General features: G+C 39.8%; 13 protein-coding genes. 4 read left to right on the plus strand and 9 right to left on the minus strand.

Features of this window, described 5'->3' with window-relative positions; all coding sequences use genetic code 11:
• The first annotated feature begins 66 nt into the window (after nucleotides 1-66).
• Nucleotides 67-798 carry an RDD family protein gene (locus tag ACLCDV_RS25385; protein ID WP_333577392.1) on the plus strand — a complete coding sequence of 244 codons (732 nt, stop codon included), beginning with the start codon at nucleotides 67-69 and terminating at the stop codon, nucleotides 796-798.
• 300 nt (nucleotides 799-1098) lie between these two features.
• On the opposite strand, the gene fabD is transcribed toward ACLCDV_RS25385, so the two are convergent.
• The 3 genes from fabD to ACLCDV_RS25400 all read right to left on the minus strand — a co-directional run bounded on the left by fabD (nucleotide 1099) and on the right by ACLCDV_RS25400 (nucleotide 6502).
• Nucleotides 1099-1989 (minus strand): ACP S-malonyltransferase, encoded by an 891-nt coding sequence (gene fabD / locus ACLCDV_RS25390; protein WP_411972530.1) that lies wholly within the window; start codon nucleotides 1987-1989, stop codon nucleotides 1099-1101.
• 220 nt (nucleotides 1990-2209) lie between these two features.
• Nucleotides 2210-3439, minus strand: a complete 1230-nt coding sequence (locus ACLCDV_RS25395) for a M16 family metallopeptidase (RefSeq protein ID WP_411972531.1) — start codon at nucleotides 3437-3439, stop codon at nucleotides 2210-2212.
• Nucleotides 3440-3664: 225 nt separating this feature from the next.
• Complete coding sequence (locus ACLCDV_RS25400) at nucleotides 3665-6502, minus strand: outer membrane beta-barrel protein (RefSeq protein WP_411972532.1); 2838 nt, start codon at nucleotides 6500-6502, stop codon at nucleotides 3665-3667.
• A 269-nt stretch (nucleotides 6503-6771) separates the two neighbouring features.
• Here ACLCDV_RS25400 and ACLCDV_RS25405 point away from each other — a divergent pair, with 269 nt between their 5' ends.
• A complete protein-coding gene (locus tag ACLCDV_RS25405) occupies nucleotides 6772-7368 on the plus strand; it encodes a ribonuclease HII (protein ID WP_075990330.1) in 597 nt (198 codons plus the stop codon).
• 30 nt (nucleotides 7369-7398) lie between these two features.
• On the opposite strand, the gene ACLCDV_RS25410 is transcribed toward ACLCDV_RS25405, so the two are convergent.
• The 5 genes from ACLCDV_RS25410 to ACLCDV_RS25430 all read right to left on the minus strand — a co-directional run bounded on the left by ACLCDV_RS25410 (nucleotide 7399) and on the right by ACLCDV_RS25430 (nucleotide 15213).
• Nucleotides 7399-9879 carry a YfhO family protein gene (locus ACLCDV_RS25410; RefSeq protein WP_411972533.1) on the minus strand — a complete coding sequence of 827 codons (2481 nt, stop codon included), beginning with the start codon at nucleotides 9877-9879 and terminating at the stop codon, nucleotides 7399-7401.
• Nucleotides 9880-10201: 322 nt separating this feature from the next.
• Nucleotides 10202-10522 carry a YbjQ family protein gene (locus ACLCDV_RS25415; RefSeq protein WP_046673052.1) on the minus strand — a complete coding sequence of 107 codons (321 nt, stop codon included), beginning with the start codon at nucleotides 10520-10522 and terminating at the stop codon, nucleotides 10202-10204.
• Between the two features lie 3 nt (nucleotides 10523-10525).
• Nucleotides 10526-11212 (minus strand): TrkA family potassium uptake protein, encoded by a 687-nt coding sequence (locus tag ACLCDV_RS25420; protein WP_333627256.1) that lies wholly within the window; start codon nucleotides 11210-11212, stop codon nucleotides 10526-10528.
• Between the two features lie 110 nt (nucleotides 11213-11322).
• Nucleotides 11323-13113 (minus strand): TrkH family potassium uptake protein, encoded by a 1791-nt coding sequence (locus ACLCDV_RS25425; protein ID WP_411972534.1) that lies wholly within the window; start codon nucleotides 13111-13113, stop codon nucleotides 11323-11325.
• Nucleotides 13114-13317: 204 nt separating this feature from the next.
• Nucleotides 13318-15213: a hypothetical protein gene (locus ACLCDV_RS25430; protein ID WP_333577397.1), complete on the minus strand. Its 1896-nt coding sequence runs from the start codon at nucleotides 15211-15213 to the stop codon at nucleotides 13318-13320.
• Between the two features lie 95 nt (nucleotides 15214-15308).
• On the opposite strand from ACLCDV_RS25430, the gene ACLCDV_RS25435 reads away from it, so the two are divergent.
• Both ACLCDV_RS25435 and ACLCDV_RS25440 read left to right on the plus strand, forming a co-directional pair.
• Nucleotides 15309-16346, plus strand: a complete 1038-nt coding sequence (locus ACLCDV_RS25435; RefSeq protein WP_411972535.1) for a hypothetical protein — start codon at nucleotides 15309-15311, stop codon at nucleotides 16344-16346.
• A complete protein-coding gene (locus ACLCDV_RS25440; protein WP_411972536.1) occupies nucleotides 16306-18759 on the plus strand; it encodes a hypothetical protein in 2454 nt (817 codons plus the stop codon). The genes ACLCDV_RS25435 and ACLCDV_RS25440 overlap by 41 nt, the downstream gene beginning before the upstream one ends.
• 69 nt (nucleotides 18760-18828) lie before the next feature.
• On the opposite strand, the gene rsgA is transcribed toward ACLCDV_RS25440, so the two are convergent.
• Nucleotides 18829-19749: a ribosome small subunit-dependent GTPase A gene (gene rsgA / locus ACLCDV_RS25445; RefSeq protein ID WP_411972537.1), complete on the minus strand. Its 921-nt coding sequence runs from the start codon at nucleotides 19747-19749 to the stop codon at nucleotides 18829-18831.
• Nucleotides 19750-19815 lie beyond the last annotated feature (66 nt).

The following is a 19815-nucleotide window of genomic DNA, read 5'->3' on the forward strand; positions in this document are numbered from 1 at the left end:
AAAGCACAAATTGGAGCTAAAATAACCTGGATATGCTATATTACATTAAATTCAACTAATTTGCATATGAATAAGCTTGAGATAAATACGGCGCAAAATGTAAAAATCGAATATAATCTTGCCAGTCTTGGCTCAAGAATGATCGCATTTGCAATAGATTACTTTATTATAGTCTGTTATTATTTCTTTTGCTTTTTTCTATTGGACAGTATAAACATGAACGCAGGAGATCCCTATCTTTTCTATGGGGTTATGATGGCCCTGACTTTGCCGGCATTTTTTTATACGTTAATTACTGAAACCGCTTTTGGCGGCCAAACAGTCGGCAAGAAAATAATGAAAATAAAGGTTGTCAAACTCGACGGCTCCCGGGCCAACTTCTATCAATACTTGTCTAGATGGAGCCTGTCTATTATCGACATCTGGATGACGATGGGCGGGGTTGCAATTACCGCTATAGTTTTATCCAAAAACGGACAGCGCATTGGAGATATTGCAGGAGAAACCTCTGTAATCAGTCTCAAACCTACTTTAAAATTGAGGGACACGATCTACGAAGAAACGTTCGATAATCACCCAATTCTATTTCCTCAAGTAATCAAACTGAGTGACAAAGATGCCAACTCTGTCAAAGAAATCTATCAAACCGCTTTTGACAGAAGGGATGTCGGAATTTTAACCGCTTTAGTACAACGCCTCGAAACGGTGATGGAGGTTAAACATCCGGAAAAAATGACTCCCAATGATTTTGTCTTGCAGGTCATGAAAGATCATTATAGTATGTTTAAGGATAAATAAGTTTCACCCTCTACCTGATCCAATATTTTCTCGGGCAAAAAACGGATATTCATCGGAACTCATTCGGTGTTTCTTCGGTTGCAACCGAAGAAGTACCGAACGAGCTCCGAACAAGCACCGAACAAGCACCGACCAAAGTCCGAAAGTGATATGGTTGTCTTATACTGAAATAGGTTTACATTTGGTCTAATACGGTTCTTACTTTACAGTTGATTTCGATTTCTCGTTCATAAAAAAGCCCCCAAAAAGTTAAACACTTTTGGAGGCTGCAAAAAGATCCTTTTTATACTGAATATTTTGTTACGCGGTCACTGATGCTGCTGAAGTCTGAACTTGACGGTCAACCTTCTTAACCAATCCCTGCAATACATTTCCAGGACCAACCTCAACAAAAGCCGTTGCACCATCTGCCAACATATTTTGTACCGTTTGTGTCCATCGAACAGCACCGGTTAACTGCGCAATCAGATTTTGCTTGATAACCGCTGGATCTGTCTGCGGCTTGGCATCAACATTTTGATAGATCGGACAGCTAGGCGACAAAATATCTACAGCTTCAATAGCTGCTTGCAATTCCACCTTAGCAGATTCCATCAATGGTGAGTGAAATGCGCCACCAACATTTAGCTTTAATGCGCGCTTAGCACCAGCCTCGGTCAACAAAGCACAAGCCTTGTCCACCCCTTCAATAGATCCCGAAATAACCAATTGCCCGGGACAGTTATAATTTGCAGCTACCACGACGTCATCAACCTGAGCACAGATATTTTCCACTATGGCGTCTTCCAGACCTAATATCGCAGCCATCGTCGAAGGCTGAAGCTCACATGCTTTTTGCATTGCATTAGCGCGCTGTGCAACCAATTTCAAGCCATCTTCAAAGCTCAATGCACCGGCCGCTACCAAAGCCGAAAACTCACCTAATGAGTGACCTGCAACCATGTCCGGCTGAAAAGAGTCGCCCAACGCTTTCGCCAAAATAACCGAATGCAAGAAAATAGCCGGTTGGGTTACTTTGGTTTGTTTCAATTCCTCATCTGTACCAGAAAACATGATATCCGTGATACGGAACCCCAAAATATCGTTAGCCTGTTCAAACAAAGCTTTCGTTTCGTCATTTAAATTATACAGGTCCTGCCCCATTCCAACAAATTGGGCACCTTGACCAGGAAATACATATGCTGTTTTCATCCCTTATATTTTTTATTCGTTTATTTGTCTGCTACCATAGGTATTGAATCTGCCTTTGGCAGTCAATGGTTGATGAGAACGAATTCCCCTAAGCGCAAACTTAGATAAATTGCTTTTTATATGCAATATAAATTCATTTCAGCCAGCTATTATTCCCATCCTCGGCCGATCGATCCAATACCATTCATCGCCTCTTAAGGAATAATGTAAGGCCTTAAATTCAATCTTCGGGAACAAAACTAAGCGACAACATCTTCTTCGGATCAAATACATCTTGTGCTATTTCCAGCAGCTCTTTACTCGTCAAGTGCTGGATCTTTTCAATTACTTCATCCAATAAGATAACACGATCATAGTCCATCACGTTTTTCGCCGCTGAGATAATCATGCTCATACGGTTCTCTTCGGTCAAAGCTATCTGCCCAATAAATTTCTGCTTCGCCCTTTTTACCGCAGTTTCAGATAGTGGTTGTTCGCTTAACTTTGTAAGTTCTTTAAAGACGAGTTTTTTTGCCTTTTCAACTTTTTCTTCATCCGTACCAAGGTAAATACTAAATAACCCTGTATCCGAAAAAATAGTATAATTAGATTCAATGGTATAGGCAATTCCATATTTCTCCCGTATGGAAAGATTTAGGATTGACCCCATCCCCATTCCACCAAGCATATTATTTAAAAGCAGCAGCCCCGTCTTACGGTCATCACGATAGCTATAGGCTAAAGAACCGAGCATATAATGCACCTGATTAATTGGCTTACCTACGGCAACATGCTGTTCAATAAGCGGTCTGACATCATTACGAAGACGGGCTATTGTATTTGAAGGTACCGTCCCAAATACTTTGTATAACAATCGCTCAACTTCTTTAAGCGTATAATTGCCCGTGATACCAATGACCATTTCATTTGTATCATAATTTGCCCGCATGAAATCAACAATATCATCCTTTTGCAGTGCAAGAAGCTGATCTTCTAGCCCCAAAATATTATGTCCTAAACCTGACCCCTGAAAAACCAGATCTTCAAAATCATCTACAATAGACTCTTCCGGGCTATCCAGGTAAGACGCCATTTCATCTACAATGACAGATTTTTCTTTATCCAATTCTATCTCAGGAAAAGTGGAATGAAAAAAGATATCTTCAAAAAGATCTAACGCACGACTTAAATATGGCTGAAGAATAGAGGCATGCACACAGGTATATTCTTTTGTCGTGTAAGCATTCAAATCCCCGCCAACCGATTCCAAATGATTTATAATCTGTTGTGTAGAGCGTCTTTCTGTTCGTTTGAATAGAAGATGCTCAATAAAATGGGCTACACCATATTTTCCAGCAGACTCGTCCCGAGACCCCGCATTGATGACCATGCAGACATGAGTAACCGGTAAATTTTGATATTGAAATACTACGCGTATTCCGTTTGAAAGTCTAATAATTTCGTATTCCATGCAGTACAAACTTGCTGTAGCTTCTTTTAGTTTATCTATTTTTGTGCGCCCATTAATCCTGACGATCTCCCCTAAAACAAAAAATATAAAATCTTACATTTTTCACCACTCTGCTCAATCTTCAAATCGTAGGACACATGAAGCCGTCACAAAACTAGGCATTTTTAAATGCAAAACGGTCATAGCGAAATCACTATGACCGTTTTTATAGCTATCTAAACCAGATTACATACGCGGAGGTCTCATTCCGCCCGGAAATCTGTTCTCTCCTTCTGGATTTCCCATCGCAAATTTCTGGAATTTATAGGTAAACAAAATCATAAAATATCGTCCCAAACGGTTGGTACGGCTATCTGTAATCATAGATTCATTGAATGTTCTGGAAACATTCGTTTGCTGGTTTAATAAATCAAACGCCTGTAAACGTACAGTACCACGTTGTTGACTCAAGAACTTCTGCTCGAGGTAGGTATTTATGACAAAAGGATTTGCATTAATGCCGGCACCATAACCATTATTGAATTGTTTGGATAAATCTGCTCCGAAAATGGTTGTTTTTGTAATATTGACCGATCCAATTAAGGTCGGTGTCCAGGACGAAACATTCGTATTACGATTAGTCAATGAGTTCTCCGTATGATTAAATTGATAACGTACTCCTGGATTAATTTCTAGGTTTTCCGAAGGGTTATATCTAAACATCAAACCTTGATTCAGCACGATATTTCGTGCTACGTTCTTTTGGCCGATGTTATCGTCCTTGTCAGTAGATATATAACCCATAGTTTTGCTGTAGGATATCCCCCCCATCAACATAATATTATATGTTTTTTCTTTCAATGATTTTCCATAGTGGTAAAAAGAATTCACATTAAAAGGTTTATCACTTGTTTCATTTAAGTAACGTGTTTCAGAAACTAGGGTTGAGTTTGTCTGTCCTGTTTGATAATCCATTAAATCATCAAAATAGCTTTTGCTCAAGCTCACAATCTTGTTGTTAGTCAAACCGGCATTAACGAACGCAAAAAAATTGTTTCCCTTTTGGAAATCATTCTTACGGAACCGTATATTCAATTGATGGCTGAACTCTGGATTCAAGTTTGCATTACCGATCACAATACTGGTCCGGTTTGTACTCATATCAAAGGGCAGGATCTGGGTTACCGAAGGCTCGTTAGGTGTTCCCGAATAATTGACGGAAATATTCGATTGTCGGGAGAACTTATACTCAAACCGGGCAATAGGCATCCAGTTCATGTTGTTCCGATGAATTGGAACCACTAATCCCGAACTGATCGCATCGCCTCTCAATTGAGAAGGCTGGGCCGCTGCCCCAATGGAATAGGTTATTTTATCGCCGCTATACAAATAGTTTGCACCTATCTTATGTGTCGTAAAGGAGTAATCATAATTGTAATCAAAATTCAACTTCGGATCTTCTGCTATAAGGTTTCCATCGCGATCAAATCCTTGTTGTTTGTTCGAATTGTCATACTTGTTTTTGTTGAAATCATAGGTAAATTCCACTTTTCCCTTTTCAGAAACCGGTTCGGTATAATTCACCGAAGCCCCACCATTCCAACTTTTATTATTTGCTTCTAGAATCGTTTTTTCATAAATCGAATCTAAAGGAGTATTTGCATTGTTGGGATCTGCCAATAATCTGTCTAAAATTGCATTTTGATCTTTCGTTGTTTTTGCATTGTTGAAGTTCATATTGACAAAAACATTCCGCCCTTTATCATTGAACTTATGGTTGTACAATCCACTAATTCCAAATCTCGGTGCGGAGGAATTTGCAACAATATCTTGGACTTGTGAATTATTAAATACTCCACTGCGGTAAGTGATTGAATTGGTTCCTGTCGTTACATCACTATTGTCGTAACCAAACTGGGGCGAAATTTTGATATAATCTTTTGTTGTAGGCTTCCATTCGACATTTGCCTCAAAACGATGGCTATCGCCAACCGTGTTCGAATTGGATGTCACACTGTCCGTCTGCATAATATTAGGTAATGTATTTTCCTGAAAACGTTGGGATAGTGTTGTATTGTTGCTATGGCTAAAACTATAGCTACCATAAACGGTCAGTTTATCACTAAAGTCTTTGCGATAATTCAGTCCTATGGAACCAATTTTTGTCAAACCGTCCGAACCGCCAAACATACCGCCGCCACGGCGACCGCCGCCACCTTGGCCACGACGCGCACCGCCACCTACAGTACTAAAATCAAATAAAGGCGCATTGGTATTGTTTAAATTTCCCAATACAGAAATCTGTTCGCCTTCGCGCATTCCCATCCACATCCCTGTAGCCTGGTAGCGATCTTCGGTTCCCACGCCAGCCCGTAGGGTAGTCATGTGTCCTGTATTGTATTTTGGATCAATCTGAATATTTAATACTTTTTCTGAATCACCCGTTTTATTGCCAGTGACATTGGCCATATCGCCATAATCATCAATCACCTGCATTTTTTGGATAATATTTGCCGGTAGATTCTGTGTTGCTGTCTTGACATCCCCACCAAAGAAATCCTTTCCATTTATACGAACTCGCTTGACAGACTCCCCTTGTGCCGTTACATTACCGTCTTTATCGACTTCGACCCCTTGTAATTTTTTCAAAGCGTCCTCGGCAACTGCCCCATCACGCAACTTCAGATCTTTCATCGTATATTCGAGGGTATCACTTTTGACAACCACCGTAGGCACACCATCAACAACGACTTCCTGCAGCATCTGCGAATTCTGTTGCAAAGTCAAACTTGGAATAATGTGTTTTGATTCGCCTTTGGGGATACTAAATTCCTGCTCAAAACGTTCGAATCCAAGGTTTGAAACCGTAATTTTAAAGGTATCGGCCTTGACCTTATCAAAGATAAAGATTCCGGCCATATTGGATCCTGTCGTCATAGAATCCAATTTTGACGTTAATTTCACCGTTGCCCCAGCAACAATTCGATTCTTGTCGTCCTTCAACATTCCCTGTACGCTCTTCGTCTGGCCGTAAACGGTCCATCCCATCAACATACTAAACAAAAAAAGCATAAAGCCTCTCATAATACGTATTTTTATATTTCTATAATTGATAAATCTTTGACTCTAAAACTATTGCTCAAGTTTAATTTGAAACAATATGGCCTAGACAAGAACAAACTTTTATTTTGTTAATGGAGATTATTCCCACCGTTTAATAGTCTAGCGCTCTAAATCTTTACAAAAGAAGACATTATTAGTGTTAATTAATGTAAACAGGCGATATTCACACAGAAGTTACAATAGATAACTCTAAATTTATTTGTATTTTCGGCTATTTTAAAGAACTGAACATGCTATTATCATATTATCAGGAGCAGTGGATAGAGGCCGGCTGTGACGAAGCCGGAAGGGGTTGTCTTGCAGGCCCGGTTTTCGCTGCGGCAGTGATTTTCCCGACAGACTATCATCACGAACTTCTTAATGACTCCAAACAACTTAGTGAAAAAAAGAGGATGGCTTTACGCCCCATCATTGAGCGCGAAGCCCTTGCTTATGCCGTTGCGAGCGTTTCAGCAGAAGAAATAGATCGCATAAATATTCACAATGCGAGCTACCTGGCGATGCACAAAGCACTTGATCTCTTAAAGACCAAAGCCGAGTACATTATTGTTGATGGGAATAAGTTTATTCCATATCAGCAAATACCACATACATGTATCATCAAGGGCGATGGGAAATATCTATCGATTGCCGCAGCTTCGATTCTGGCTAAAACTTACCGGGATGAATACATGGACAACATCGCCTTGGATTATCCCGACTACGACTGGCTCAACAACAAAGGGTATCCGACAGTTAAGCACCGAACAGCCGTATTGGCACACGGTTCCACTCCGCATCATAGAAAGAGCTTTAGAATAACCGATCCGCAGCTCAAATTATTCTAAAGCTCTAAAATGCTTCGAAAAGAAACAGCTTTAAGCCGCTGTTTCTTTTTTATTTCTTTTAAACGAGAAATATATAGCGGCTCCCAATCCTGCGACGAGGATGATAGAGGAGATCAAAGTCAATAGATTACCCATTTTGTGCGATTCAGGATCGAAGATAAATTCTACCTTATGTGTACCTGCAGGCAACTGTAATGCTCTTAGGATATAGTCGGCACGAATGATCGGCGTTTCCTTTCCATCCACATAAGCTGTCCAACCTTTATCATAAAACACTTCAGAAAATACCGCAAAGGCATCATTAGCCGCTGTATATTCATATTGCATTTTATCCGGGTGGTATGATGTCAGTTTAATCTCGCCTGTTGTCGACGCATTCGAAGTCTTCGCTTTTACTTCATTTTGATATTGCTGGTTGACAAAAGCTTCTTTATGCGGATCAAACGAACTGATAGCCTGCATCTCCTCGGCATTTCCTTTCACAAAACTTACCCGATCCACAAACCAGGCATTTCCTGCCGCGGTACTTCTCCGCACAATACGTTGTGATTGATTTTGAGGATCTGTTGTAATCAGATAACGCACATTAAACATATCCAGCACATCTTCATTGAGCGCACCATTAAATTGATTTTCCAAAATTTCCTGGAATCGCATTAATTTTGCAGCATGGTATCCACCTAGAGATTTGTGGAAATAGGACGGACGGGCATCTGAAAATGGATCTGACGTCAGGTCCAGCACGCGATAACTCGGATCTTTATCCATTAAGATCAATTGATCCACTTCACGTTGTTGGAATACTTGCTGCGCAGTAGCTCCTTTTTCCATAAAAGATTTATCATTCAGGGAGCGTTTATCGATGCTCCATAAGTCAATCAGGAACAAGACCAATAAAGCCCCCAGTAGTACACCCTCACTCAATTTTTTCTTTAAAAAGACCCAAACGAATCCGAAAGTTAAGAGGACAATGAAAAAAGAACGATAAGCATCTTTACTTGCAATATCTTTACGATCCAAAACCAATTGATTTGCCAACTCCGTCGCAAAGGCCTTGTCGCCTACGTTACGCTCTAACATTTCTATCAAATTGCCATGGGCCTCATTTCCGAAGTTTAAAAATAGATCGGGCATCACACCAATAAGCAGACAGACGCCGCCGACACCAATAAAGGTATACAGCACTTTTTTATCTAAGTTTGGTATCTCCTTAGCACGTGTCAAAAGCTCGTTGACAGCCAAAATTGCCATCATAGGTACTGTAATGGAAACCAAAACAAGAATGGATTCAACAGCCCTAAACTTATTGTACATTGGGAAATAGTCGAAGAACAGATCCGATACAAGTGTAAAGTTTTTTCCAAATGACAAAAGTAATGCTAAAATGGTTGTTGCCAAAATCCACCACTTGAAGCGGTCCTTGACAATAACAAGGCCTAAAACAAATAGGAAGAAAACTCCGGCCCCAAAATACCATGGTCCCGAAGTGAAACGTTTGTCGCCCCAATAGGTTGGCATGCCTTGTGCCATCTGACCAGCTTGAATCTCCGACGCCCCGCCTCGTTCCATTAGGAATTTAGCGACATGTGATTTTTCGTCCAATTGTCCGCCAGTTGAGCCGCCATAAGCATTGGGGATCAAAAAGGTAATAGTCTCACCAATCCCCTGGCTCCATTCGTAAGCATATTCTTTATCTAGTCCTTTCTCTTTGGTATTGGCGTTATCGACCTTGGTGATATTAGCATGTCCACGTGTACTTAATTTACTATATTCCCAAGTTGGTAATAAAATTGATGCATTTACCATCAAAGCGATGACCACTGCGATAATCTGCCTACCCGATGCAATAAAAAAACCTTTTAATTGTTTTTGTTTAAATGCATCTACGAAAGTGAAAATCACGTATACCATCAGGACTATCAACAGGTAATAAGTTGTCTGCAAGTGATTGACGCGAATTTCCAGCGAAAGGAACAAGGCTAATAACACAGGCCCCCACAATTTACTTCCCCGATAACACATAATGACCGCAGCAATAACAGGTGGAATAAATGCAATTGCATTTGCCCGGGTAATGTGCCCAGCCTCAATATAGATAAAATTATACGAGGTAAAAGCGAAGGCGATTGCACCTACCGCAGCAAGCCAGGGTTTGATCCGTAAGACACTGAAAAGAAAATAAGCCCCCAGCAAATAAAATAGCACCGTATCCATTGGGCTCGGAAAAGCAAATTTAACCGCTTTTAAGAAATAGGTACCAATGTTATTCTCATTTTCCTGCCAAATTTGATAAGTCGGCATTCCACCAAACATGGAGTTGGTCCATAAAGGGGCTTTGCCATCCTTTGCCTTAAAATCAAATAATTCCTTCTGTGCTGCCTGCGCCTGTACCACATCCGACTGCGCAAGCGTTTTTCCTTGCCAAACAGGGGTAAAATAAAAAAACACGAGCACAATGAATATCGCTATAACAATCAAATGTGCCGAATTCGCCTTAAACCAATTTTTCATCCGTATAAATTTGTCATTTAAAGGTGATGAAGCTATCTCATTTATTCAACTCACGCTATATTGTTCATTCACAGCTGGTTTTTTGCTGTATTTATGCACGCATTACACACGATTTTGATAAATTCCGATGATTTCATTTATCCTCTTAGGTTGTTTAAAAGTCTTAAAAGCCAAACTTAGATAAATTTGTTTTTATATACAATTATAATTATCGCTCAGATTGCTGTTAGCGGAAAGTTTATAAAAGGTATTCAATCCGATCGATCCATGTCACGTCTTTTAAGCACTAAAAAAGCCCTATGTTATTTAGGGCTTTAAGTAATTAAGATCTCATTTTTACGGCCGTTCCCGTTGCGCCTACCATCATCATGCCCCCTGTTCCTACCGTTTGAAAGTCCAGTCGGACGCCAACGACAGCATCAGCCCCCAATGCGCGGGCGCGGTCTTCAAGTTCGCGTAGCGCTGCTTCACGGGTTTCCTGGAATGCACGTTCATAAGAATTGGATCTTCCGCCAAAAAAATCACGAAAACCCGCCATCATATCCTTGATTGCGTTCGCTCCCAGAACCACTTCGGAAGAGACTATCCCCAAATAACGTTCTATTTGATGCCCCTCAATAGTACCTGTTGTTGTCAATAACATAATTTATTCTCCTTTTTGAATTAACTTATTAATATTGGATAATTCTCCAAAAACAACCAAAATATCGCCTTCTTCCATAATCGTTTCCGAGGCAGCAATTCCAGAAGCTTCCTTTTGTTCTTTGGTCACACCGTCCTTTTTCGTTTCCGTGATCTTCACGGTTGTCAACACGATAACCTTGTATAAATTGGTCAGGTTCGCTTCACGTAATGTCATGCCTACATAACGAACGGGCACTTTAGTCTCCACAATGGAATATTTATCCGAAACCTTAAACGAATCGACAATATCAATATTGTCCAAGCGCATGGCCAGCCGTTCGGCAGCTTCTTCTTCGGGCATGATATACTCGTTGATTTCCATTGCCTCCAGAACAGTTTTTTGTAAATCTGAAACGATGCGCCCAATGATCCGTTTGACTTTCAACTGTTTTAAGAGCGCCACTGTCATGAGTGAAGCTCCTTCATCTTCTCCAATAGCAACAATGACAGCATGGGCATCTTTCAGCGGTAATGAAGAAACCGCCTCTCGGTCGGTTGTGTCTAGGCATACCGTATGCGTTATCTTGTCCTTTAGCTGTTCAACGATGCTGAGATTTCGGTCTGCCCCAATCACTTCATGTCCGAGCTCAGTAAGATGTATTCCTAAAGAACGTCCAAAATGCCCCAATCCTAAAACAATATACTTCATATCTCAAACTAAAATAAATTTAGTGTTATTTCCAAGCTCTCTTTTTATCTACCTGCTCATCTTACTCCGATAATTTCATCAAAAGTTAGTCAATACGCTTGTCGATCTACCTAAAACAAGATCTTTTCTTCTGGAAATACAATATTTCTCCGTGTTGTATTTTTAATAAAAGCGACCAGCAGAGTCAGCATACCCACACGCCCAACCAGCATCGTTAGGGCAATAATCAATTTTCCGCCCATACTGAGTGATGGTGTAATCCCCAAACTTAATCCACATGTTGTATAGGCTGATAGTGATTCAAAGAGGAGTGCTTTCATACTCTTATCGGGATCTGTAAAAATGAGCACAAAAAAACTGAACCCAACGACGAATAGCGACAACAAAATAATCGCAAAAGCCTTGTTAACAGATTCGCCGGCTATCCTCCTTTTAAAAATCTCAATATATTCTTTTCCCTTAGCTAGAGAAACAATATTCAACAGCGAAACAGCAACGGTAGTTACCTTAACACCCCCACCAGTAGATCCGGGAGAAGCCCCGACCCACATCAGAATCATAATCAAAAAAACTGTTGGTGGCCCGACAAAACTCAAATCGACACTATTGTAACCTGCCGAACGCGCTGCATTGGCCATAAAGAAGGAAGTTGCCCATTCTCCATCGATTCCTCTTTCAAGCGAAAGAGTGTTCCCCCGCTCCAAAAAGTAGAAAAACAATGTTGCACCTACAATAATAATCGCATTACAAGCCAGCACCAATTTAGAATTAAAGCTAAAGCTCCATGCTTTATGCTTATAGTTTTTCTTTGTGATCCATCGGTGATAGTAAAGCAATATGGATTCTTTAATATAGGTGTAGAAATTCAATACAATTCCAAAACCCAAACCACCAAGAATGAAAAGCGAAGATAACGCCAGCTGGAATGGGTAATTGAATTTATAGGCTTCATTGGTAATACCCCCAGATAAGATCGAAAATCCAGCATTACAGAATGAAGAAATAGAATGAAAGATCGAAAAGAAAACCATGCTCCCTAAATTTGGGAAATTAGCACTTTCTAAGGTACTAAAGATCAGTATAGCTCCCAAAAATTCAAACAGCAGCGTAATAAATATCATCGTCAATAGAGTTTTAATGACAGAGGCTACTTTATTTTCACCAAGAATTTCACCAAACATCAATTGATTCTTAAAAGAAAATCCGCCAGAGAAAAAATAGCCAAAAAAACCTGTAAATGTCATAATACCCAATCCGCCAACCTGTATCAAAACAATGACCACGGTTTGTCCGAACATGCTAAAATTGGTTGAAATATCGGCAACAGACAAGCCTGTGATACAAACAGCACTTGTTGCCATAAATAATGCATCAACAAAGCTCAATGGTGCCTCTACCGTTGTCCGCGGCAGCATGAGCAGTACTGTTCCAATTAAGATAAGCACCAAGAAGCTGATGATAAATAATATGGTTGGATTAAAATAAAAATTGTCAAAGAAAAGTGTGCTTTTGGACAGTTCGGCAATGAAAATTAAATAGATTCCCAAATAAATCCACTGTTCTCTGGAAAACACAGCTAGGGCGTCTAAACCAGCAAAACGTGCGACTAGAACAAATATGAAATAAGAAAGAATAACTAATCCCGAATAATGCTCCACAGCAATTTTCCGAAGCGCATAAATAGAGGACGATTCGCGTAGAGCAATCATGAAAAAGAGCACAAAAAAAAGATAATGAATGGTTTTGCCCAGCATCTCGCCCAGACTTGGATCTGTGACATACCCCACATTAAAGATGACTATTGCAGCACAAATCATGCTCACATAGAACATGATCTTGTCCACAAGACCATTTTTATATTTGAAAACAAATCGGATAAAACTTAAAATCGACTCTATCATGATACCTCAAACTAAGATAAATCTGCCAATAAATGCAAATTCATCTTTTATGCATTTCATAGCGCGCTAAAAACTGATTAACAAACCAGCACTATAATCCTTCTTTTCTCGTCGTGAAAATAGGATTACAATACCTCGCTATAAATATCCTTCAAACCATGCCAAATGTATCTCTTCGGGAACCTTTCCACGTGAAACCGATGATCAATTACCCGGCCCTTCTTTTTCAAGTTCCTTTTCAGCCTTCTCTCGGTCGCGTTTTCTTTTTTCCTCAATCTTTGCCGCCTCTTTGGCCTCGTCTTCTTTTTCTTCCTTCAATAACTCTTCGGGAGTTTTATGCTTTTTAAATATACTTGAAATCATTTTCTTAGCCTTACTTACACCACTAACGACCTTTTCAACCTTTCCTGCTGTATTCATCAATTTAGCTTCACGTTCTGGACCAAGCCCCACACATTGTTTAATTCCAACCAACAGGGTCTGCCACAACGCTTTAAAAAATGGATGATTGGGATCTCGATGCTTATTAATATGCCCTACCGTATATTTACCATATAAATCGGGATTACCTGGATTAAATAAGACCTGATTAATCATAAAGGAAAGCAGTCCCTTCTTTTCGCGCCGCCCATCTTCGCCGGGCTCTGTGAGCATATTGACCTTAAGGTCATCATAGTCCATTTTGAAGGTTCCTTTGCTGCGATAATCATTGGCCCATATATCAAAGCTGATCTGACTGAGATTTCCCGATTTGACTTCGACATTCAACAATGGGCGAATCATCTTATTGACAACAGTCAAATCCATTTTCCCAAGCGTCCCTTTATACGTGTATGCCCCAACTTTGGAAGTCATGTCAAAGACGAAGTTGGTCGATAGCTTTCCCGCATTCATAAAATTGCTGCTCAAATTTGCCCGCATCAGCTTCTGTTTTTGCAGCTTTGTGGAGTCATTCGTAACGTTCAATATTGTCCCATAAGTATGGTCGAACGTAATCGTTCCAATCTGGCTATATTCATCGCTCATTTCTGAATACGAAATGCCGATATTATCCAAAATCAACGAATCAATCCCCATCCGGGTTGACATTTTCATCAACTTCATATGCGGAGCATTTCCAATTTGGCTGCTGGGCGCACTCTTATAATGCTTATCACTATAGATTGAAAGTGTCCCATTTTTTAGACGCGCGTTTTGTGCATATATTTTTTTATCGCGGGAAAGTTCTGCGAAATTGAACCCTGTCAGGAGAAGGGTATCCATTTTTAACACCATATAACTTCCGCCTTCACCCTTTTTCCGATAATAGGCAGCTTTATTCAATGTTGGCTGATAAGCGACTTTCGTCAACAGAACGTTGCGGCTTTTACTATTAATTTTCAACTGATCGAAGTTCACTTTATAAAATCCATCCGGAGTTTTATACGTAAAACCAGGAACTTCAATATCAACCATTTTACTATGATAGAATCGTTGCCGGTCCTGTTCTGAGGTCGAATCAATCAAAACATCATCTATCCTTACCTTAACTTTTTTGATCTCGAAATCTTGATAAACGCCTTTTTGAACCTGCGTATATTTGAAATCAATATCATTGAGGTTAACAGCGCGTACCTGGATTTTTTTAAGATTGTCTTTGATCTTCTCATACAAGGGCTTTTTAGGTCCACGACTCACCGTATCGTTATAACTATGTACCTCATTGATGATATGAATGGTTGGGGTTTCAACCGTGATATCATGTAAAAAAAGTTCCTTATCCATCAGGACTCTTCGAATCCCGAAGCTTTTTATCTTTAGCTTATTAACCCCAATTTCAAAGCGATTGTCCGGTGCTTTTCTGGCCTGTGCTAATTTTTTATAAACTGTGCTATCTGGAATCAGATGTAAATTATCTATTGTTACATTTCCAAGAATTAAATTAACGTGAATATCATCGTAGTGAATCGAATACAGACCATCTGTTGCCTGTGATACCAGCTGTTTGATTTTGGTGTCCAACAATGGCTTCCATTTATTACTAAAATACCATATCCCGCCAGCCAATGCTAACAGGATAAATGCTATAATACCAAGAATCCATTTGAAAATAGGCTTCATAAAGTCACAATCTCTTTGTAATTTCGTCTTTATTTTATTGAATAACAAACAAAATTAAACCCATTTTGTTTGAATTACGACTAAATAAAGCGAATATGCTGCGTAAAACACAACTATTTTTAATTCTTATACCACTATCTCTACTTTTTTTAGGCTCCTGCAATAAAACAAAGCATGAAACAGGCTTCTACTTTTGGAAGACAGTATTCCAGTTGGATACAGTAGAAAGTCGTGCTTTAAAAGAAATCAATACAAAATCTCTGTATGTGCGAATAATGGATATTGATTTCGATCCATCCGGCGTACAGGCCGTCCCTATTAGTCCTGTTACATTTACACAACCTGTACCAAAAGAGCAACAGTTAATCCCCGTTGTGTTTGTCAATCAGCGTGTTTTTGCAGAAATGGACAGCCTACAGATTCGTGGATTGGCCAATAAAATTGTACCATTTGTTACAGCCAAAATACAACAGGCAGGAAAAGAAAATTTCACGGAACTTCAATTGGACTGCGATTGGACAAAAACTTCGCGAGACAAATTCTTTTATTTACTCACTTACTTACAGGAATTACCGGCACTAAAAGACATCCTAGTCAGTTCAACCTTAAGATTGCATCAGGTTAAGAATATCGTCACAAGTGGAATCCCTCCTGTAAAGAAGGCGATGTTGATGTGTTATAACATGGGAAATCTGAGGCAATTTGGAACACAGAATTCCATTTTAAACCAACAGGACCTCAAAACGTACCTCAGCGGAACACTCCGCAACTATCCTATGGAGATGGATATTGCCCTGCCCTTATTTCAATGGTTTGTCGTTTTTAGAAACAATAATTACATCGGTATTTCAAAACATATCAATGAAGAAGATATCAAAGACAGCGCCCTATTCACACATAACCCTAACACAAATCTCTATATTTTAACAAGAGATCTTCCCAAAGCCAACCTTAAAAAGGACGATGTTATCCGTTTTGAGTCCGTAAATCAGGAAGATCTTTTACAAACGGCAAAATTTTTGAAGGGAGAACTGAAAGGAAAAGAACATCGGATTATTTTTTATCATTTAGATCAAGCCACACTAGCAAACCATGGCAATGCCGAATTACAAAAAATTATTGCTGCTTTCTAGCACAACACTTGCTTTCTTCTTTGGAGAGATAGCAACCAATATCGCCTGCGGTCCAGAAATAGACCCATACGACAATCAAACAACCTATTATTTGCCGAATTTGGAAGACAAGGGATTTTCGGCCTTTCAATTTATACCCTATCAATTTCTCTATACCGATGAAGAGCCTATCAAAGAAAGCCTGATTAATGCGGAGGCTTGGGTTAAGCATCTTGGATCAGCTGTAAAAGTTAAAGATGTCGAACAATTGATGTACAACAGCAATGCTGAAACAGCCAATTTAGCGAGCAATCAACAAAAATCTGCTTGGGGAAACTTGCCCGATTCCGTTCGTGGAAACACCTTTCTGAATACATTGATTGATGGAAAACATGAGGCCGAGCGGGCTTATTTTATGTTCACAAAAAAACAGGAACCTATTACCAATATTCAGCATAACTACTGGGATCCTGATACACGAAATTTTAAAGAAATTTCACAATTTGCCGAACTTGCCGAACAACAGATTGCCAAATATCCAAAGAACAGCTTCTTATATATCCGCTACGCTTATCAGGCTGCCCGTCTATACCTATTTGGGCAGGAGTACGCCAAAAGTATCGCAATCTATGAAAAGTATCTGCAGAATGTAAAAGGGAATGATGCGATCCTTAATTGGGCACTTTCCAATTATGCCGGTGCTGTCCGAAAGAATGGTGATGGAGCAAAAGCTGCATACCTCTTTTCGAAACTCTTTACCGCCAGCCCCGAACGACGTATCCTAGCTTACTCCAATTTTCATTATATCACTGCAAGTGACGCCGAGATTTTTCAGTACGCTAAAAATGATGCCGATAAATTCAATATCAATGCAATCATAGGTTTTGGCAACAGTGGTCATGCGCTGAAATATCTAAGCGATTGTTATCAGCTTGATCCAGCAAATACCGTAAACGCAGTATTACTAGGTCGTGAGGTCAATAAAATTGAAGCGGAAATGAACGAGTCTTTTTACCTCAACAGTGATAGCTATAACTATTATTCGAGAAACGAGGACAAAGGCACCGTCAAACAATACCTGGATTCTGTTCGCACGTTCGCCTTGCAGCTTTATCGCGATAAAAAATATGTGCAACCTCAATTGGGGCTTATTACCGCTGCCTACCTAAGCTGGATAAATAAGGAAAATACATTGGCAAAGGGCTACCTTTCTGAAATAAAAGAGGCCGACCTAAGTCCCCAATTAATTGACCAACTTCAGATTACCCGACTGCTTACGCAATTAACTGACTGGCAAAACAGTAAGCAACTGGATGAGGTTAAGTTGGCCAAAACCTTATCATGGTTGGAAGAAAAGGCCAAACTTGACGGCAAAGAGGATACCAGGAAGCAAAGCTGGGGTTATAATGCTTTTGAATACAGCAACTATAGTCTAATCTGTCGAAACATTTTACAAAATCTCGTTGTAAAGCACTATTTGAATACACAAGATACGGCCATGGCTAGCTTAGCTGCTGTAAAGGCAGATGCTTTTTACAACTATGGCTTTGTAAAAGACTCGCTGGAAGATAATATGCAATGGTCAACAATGCATTTTTGGGAAAATAGCCTTACACCTAAAACGCTGTTAAAAATAAGAAATTTACTGTCGGACAATTCTCAACAGAATACTCTATCTAAATTCTTATTGAAAGATATCAAACATTTCAATAAAGATTATCTCACAGAATTACTGGGTACAACCTACCTGCGTGAACTGGATTTCCAAAAAGCAGCAAAAACTTTAGCGGGACTTCCTAAGGATCACAAAATAAAAGAAATTAAAAATTGGTACGATGCGGATGAAAGCAATATAACACCGAATCCATTTATTGTTACTATAAATGATTACCCCAAAAAATATGGTAAAGAGTCCACCACTAAGCTAAAATATGCTGAACGCATGGCGCGCTTGGAAAGTGCCCTAAAAACGGAAAAGAACAATCAGAAAAAAGCCGAGTATTATTTCCAAATGGCAACAGGAATCTACCAAACAAGTACCTATGGAAATGCTTGGTCGCTGGTGTCCTATGACTGGTCGTCCACAGACAACCACGCAGCTTCGACACTTCACTGGCAACGAAATTATCTACAGACAAAATCAGCAAAAGAATGGTACAGCAAAGCGCGTTCGCTGAGCACAGACAAAGAGTTCAAAGCGAAATGTACCTTTATGCTTGCCAAATGCGAACAGAAAGATTTTGTCTATACCAATGAATCGCGTTGGCAATACTATGACTCGCCATTAAAGAATCCTTTCTATCGTTTTTCGATGCAAAATAAATACTTCAAAGAATTGAGCACACAATATAAGGATACGCCTTTCTTTACAATCGCTTCGCGGGAGTGTACCTATCTCCGCGATTTTTTAAATTTAACAGAAGCGATACGCTAGAGGTTTATACCAGGATTCAATCACCTCCACTTAAAAGGCTTCCTTTACATGGGAAGCCTTTTATATTTATTATGCTCTACTATCTTCATTGTGATACATACTGAGGTAGCTGTCGTACCGCGAACTTTCAATCCGCCCATCTTCCACAGCCTCCATGATCACACAGCCAGGCTCATTGATATGTCTGCAATTGTTAAATCGACATTGGTTCATCATGGCACGCATCTCCGGAAAAAAATGGGACAGTTCTTGCTTCTCTATGTCAACAATACCCAACTCACGAATGCCAGGTGTGTCAATCAGCTTGCCTCCGAAGGGCAGATCGAACATTTCAGCAAAAGTGGTTGTATGCTTTCCCTTGTCGGACCAATCTGATATCTCACCGGTCTTTAGTCCATATGCAGGAACAATCGCATTGATCAGGGTTGACTTCCCTACTCCTGAATGGCCTGAGACCAGAGTTATTTTATCTTTAAGTAATTGCTTAACCACGTCTATATTTTTTCCTGTTAATGCAGAAACCTCGAAACAGGGGTATCCAATACTTTCATAGATCGATTTATAATCTGCCAAGATTTCTAATCCTTCATCACTAAATAAATCTAATTTATTGAATATAATTATTGCCGGAATACCGTATGCTTCTGTGGTCACTAAAAAACGATCGATAAATCCTAAAGAAGTCGGTGGCGAGGCCAAAGTCACCACTAAAAATGCCTGATCTAAATTTGCTCCTATAATCTGAGTTTGCTTGGAGAGATTGACCGATTTACGGATAATATAGTTTCGGCGAGGCTCCAATTCATAAATGACGGCACTCTCCTGATCCGGCTCCACGTCAAAATGGACCCAGTCTCCCACAGCAACAGGATTTGTTGTTTTTATTCCTTTGGTACGAAATTTCCCTTTGATCCGACAATCGTATCTTTGATTATCTTCGCCCAAAACTTGATACCAACTACCCGTGGATTTCGTTACCAATCCTCTCATAACTCCTGTTGCATTAAATGTGTCATGCTGCAAAAATCGGAAAAATTTATTAAACTTACCCTTTAA

Source organism: Sphingobacterium sp. Lzh-3 (assembly GCF_046764375.1).
Taxonomy (GTDB): Bacteria; Bacteroidota; Bacteroidia; order Sphingobacteriales; family Sphingobacteriaceae; genus Sphingobacterium.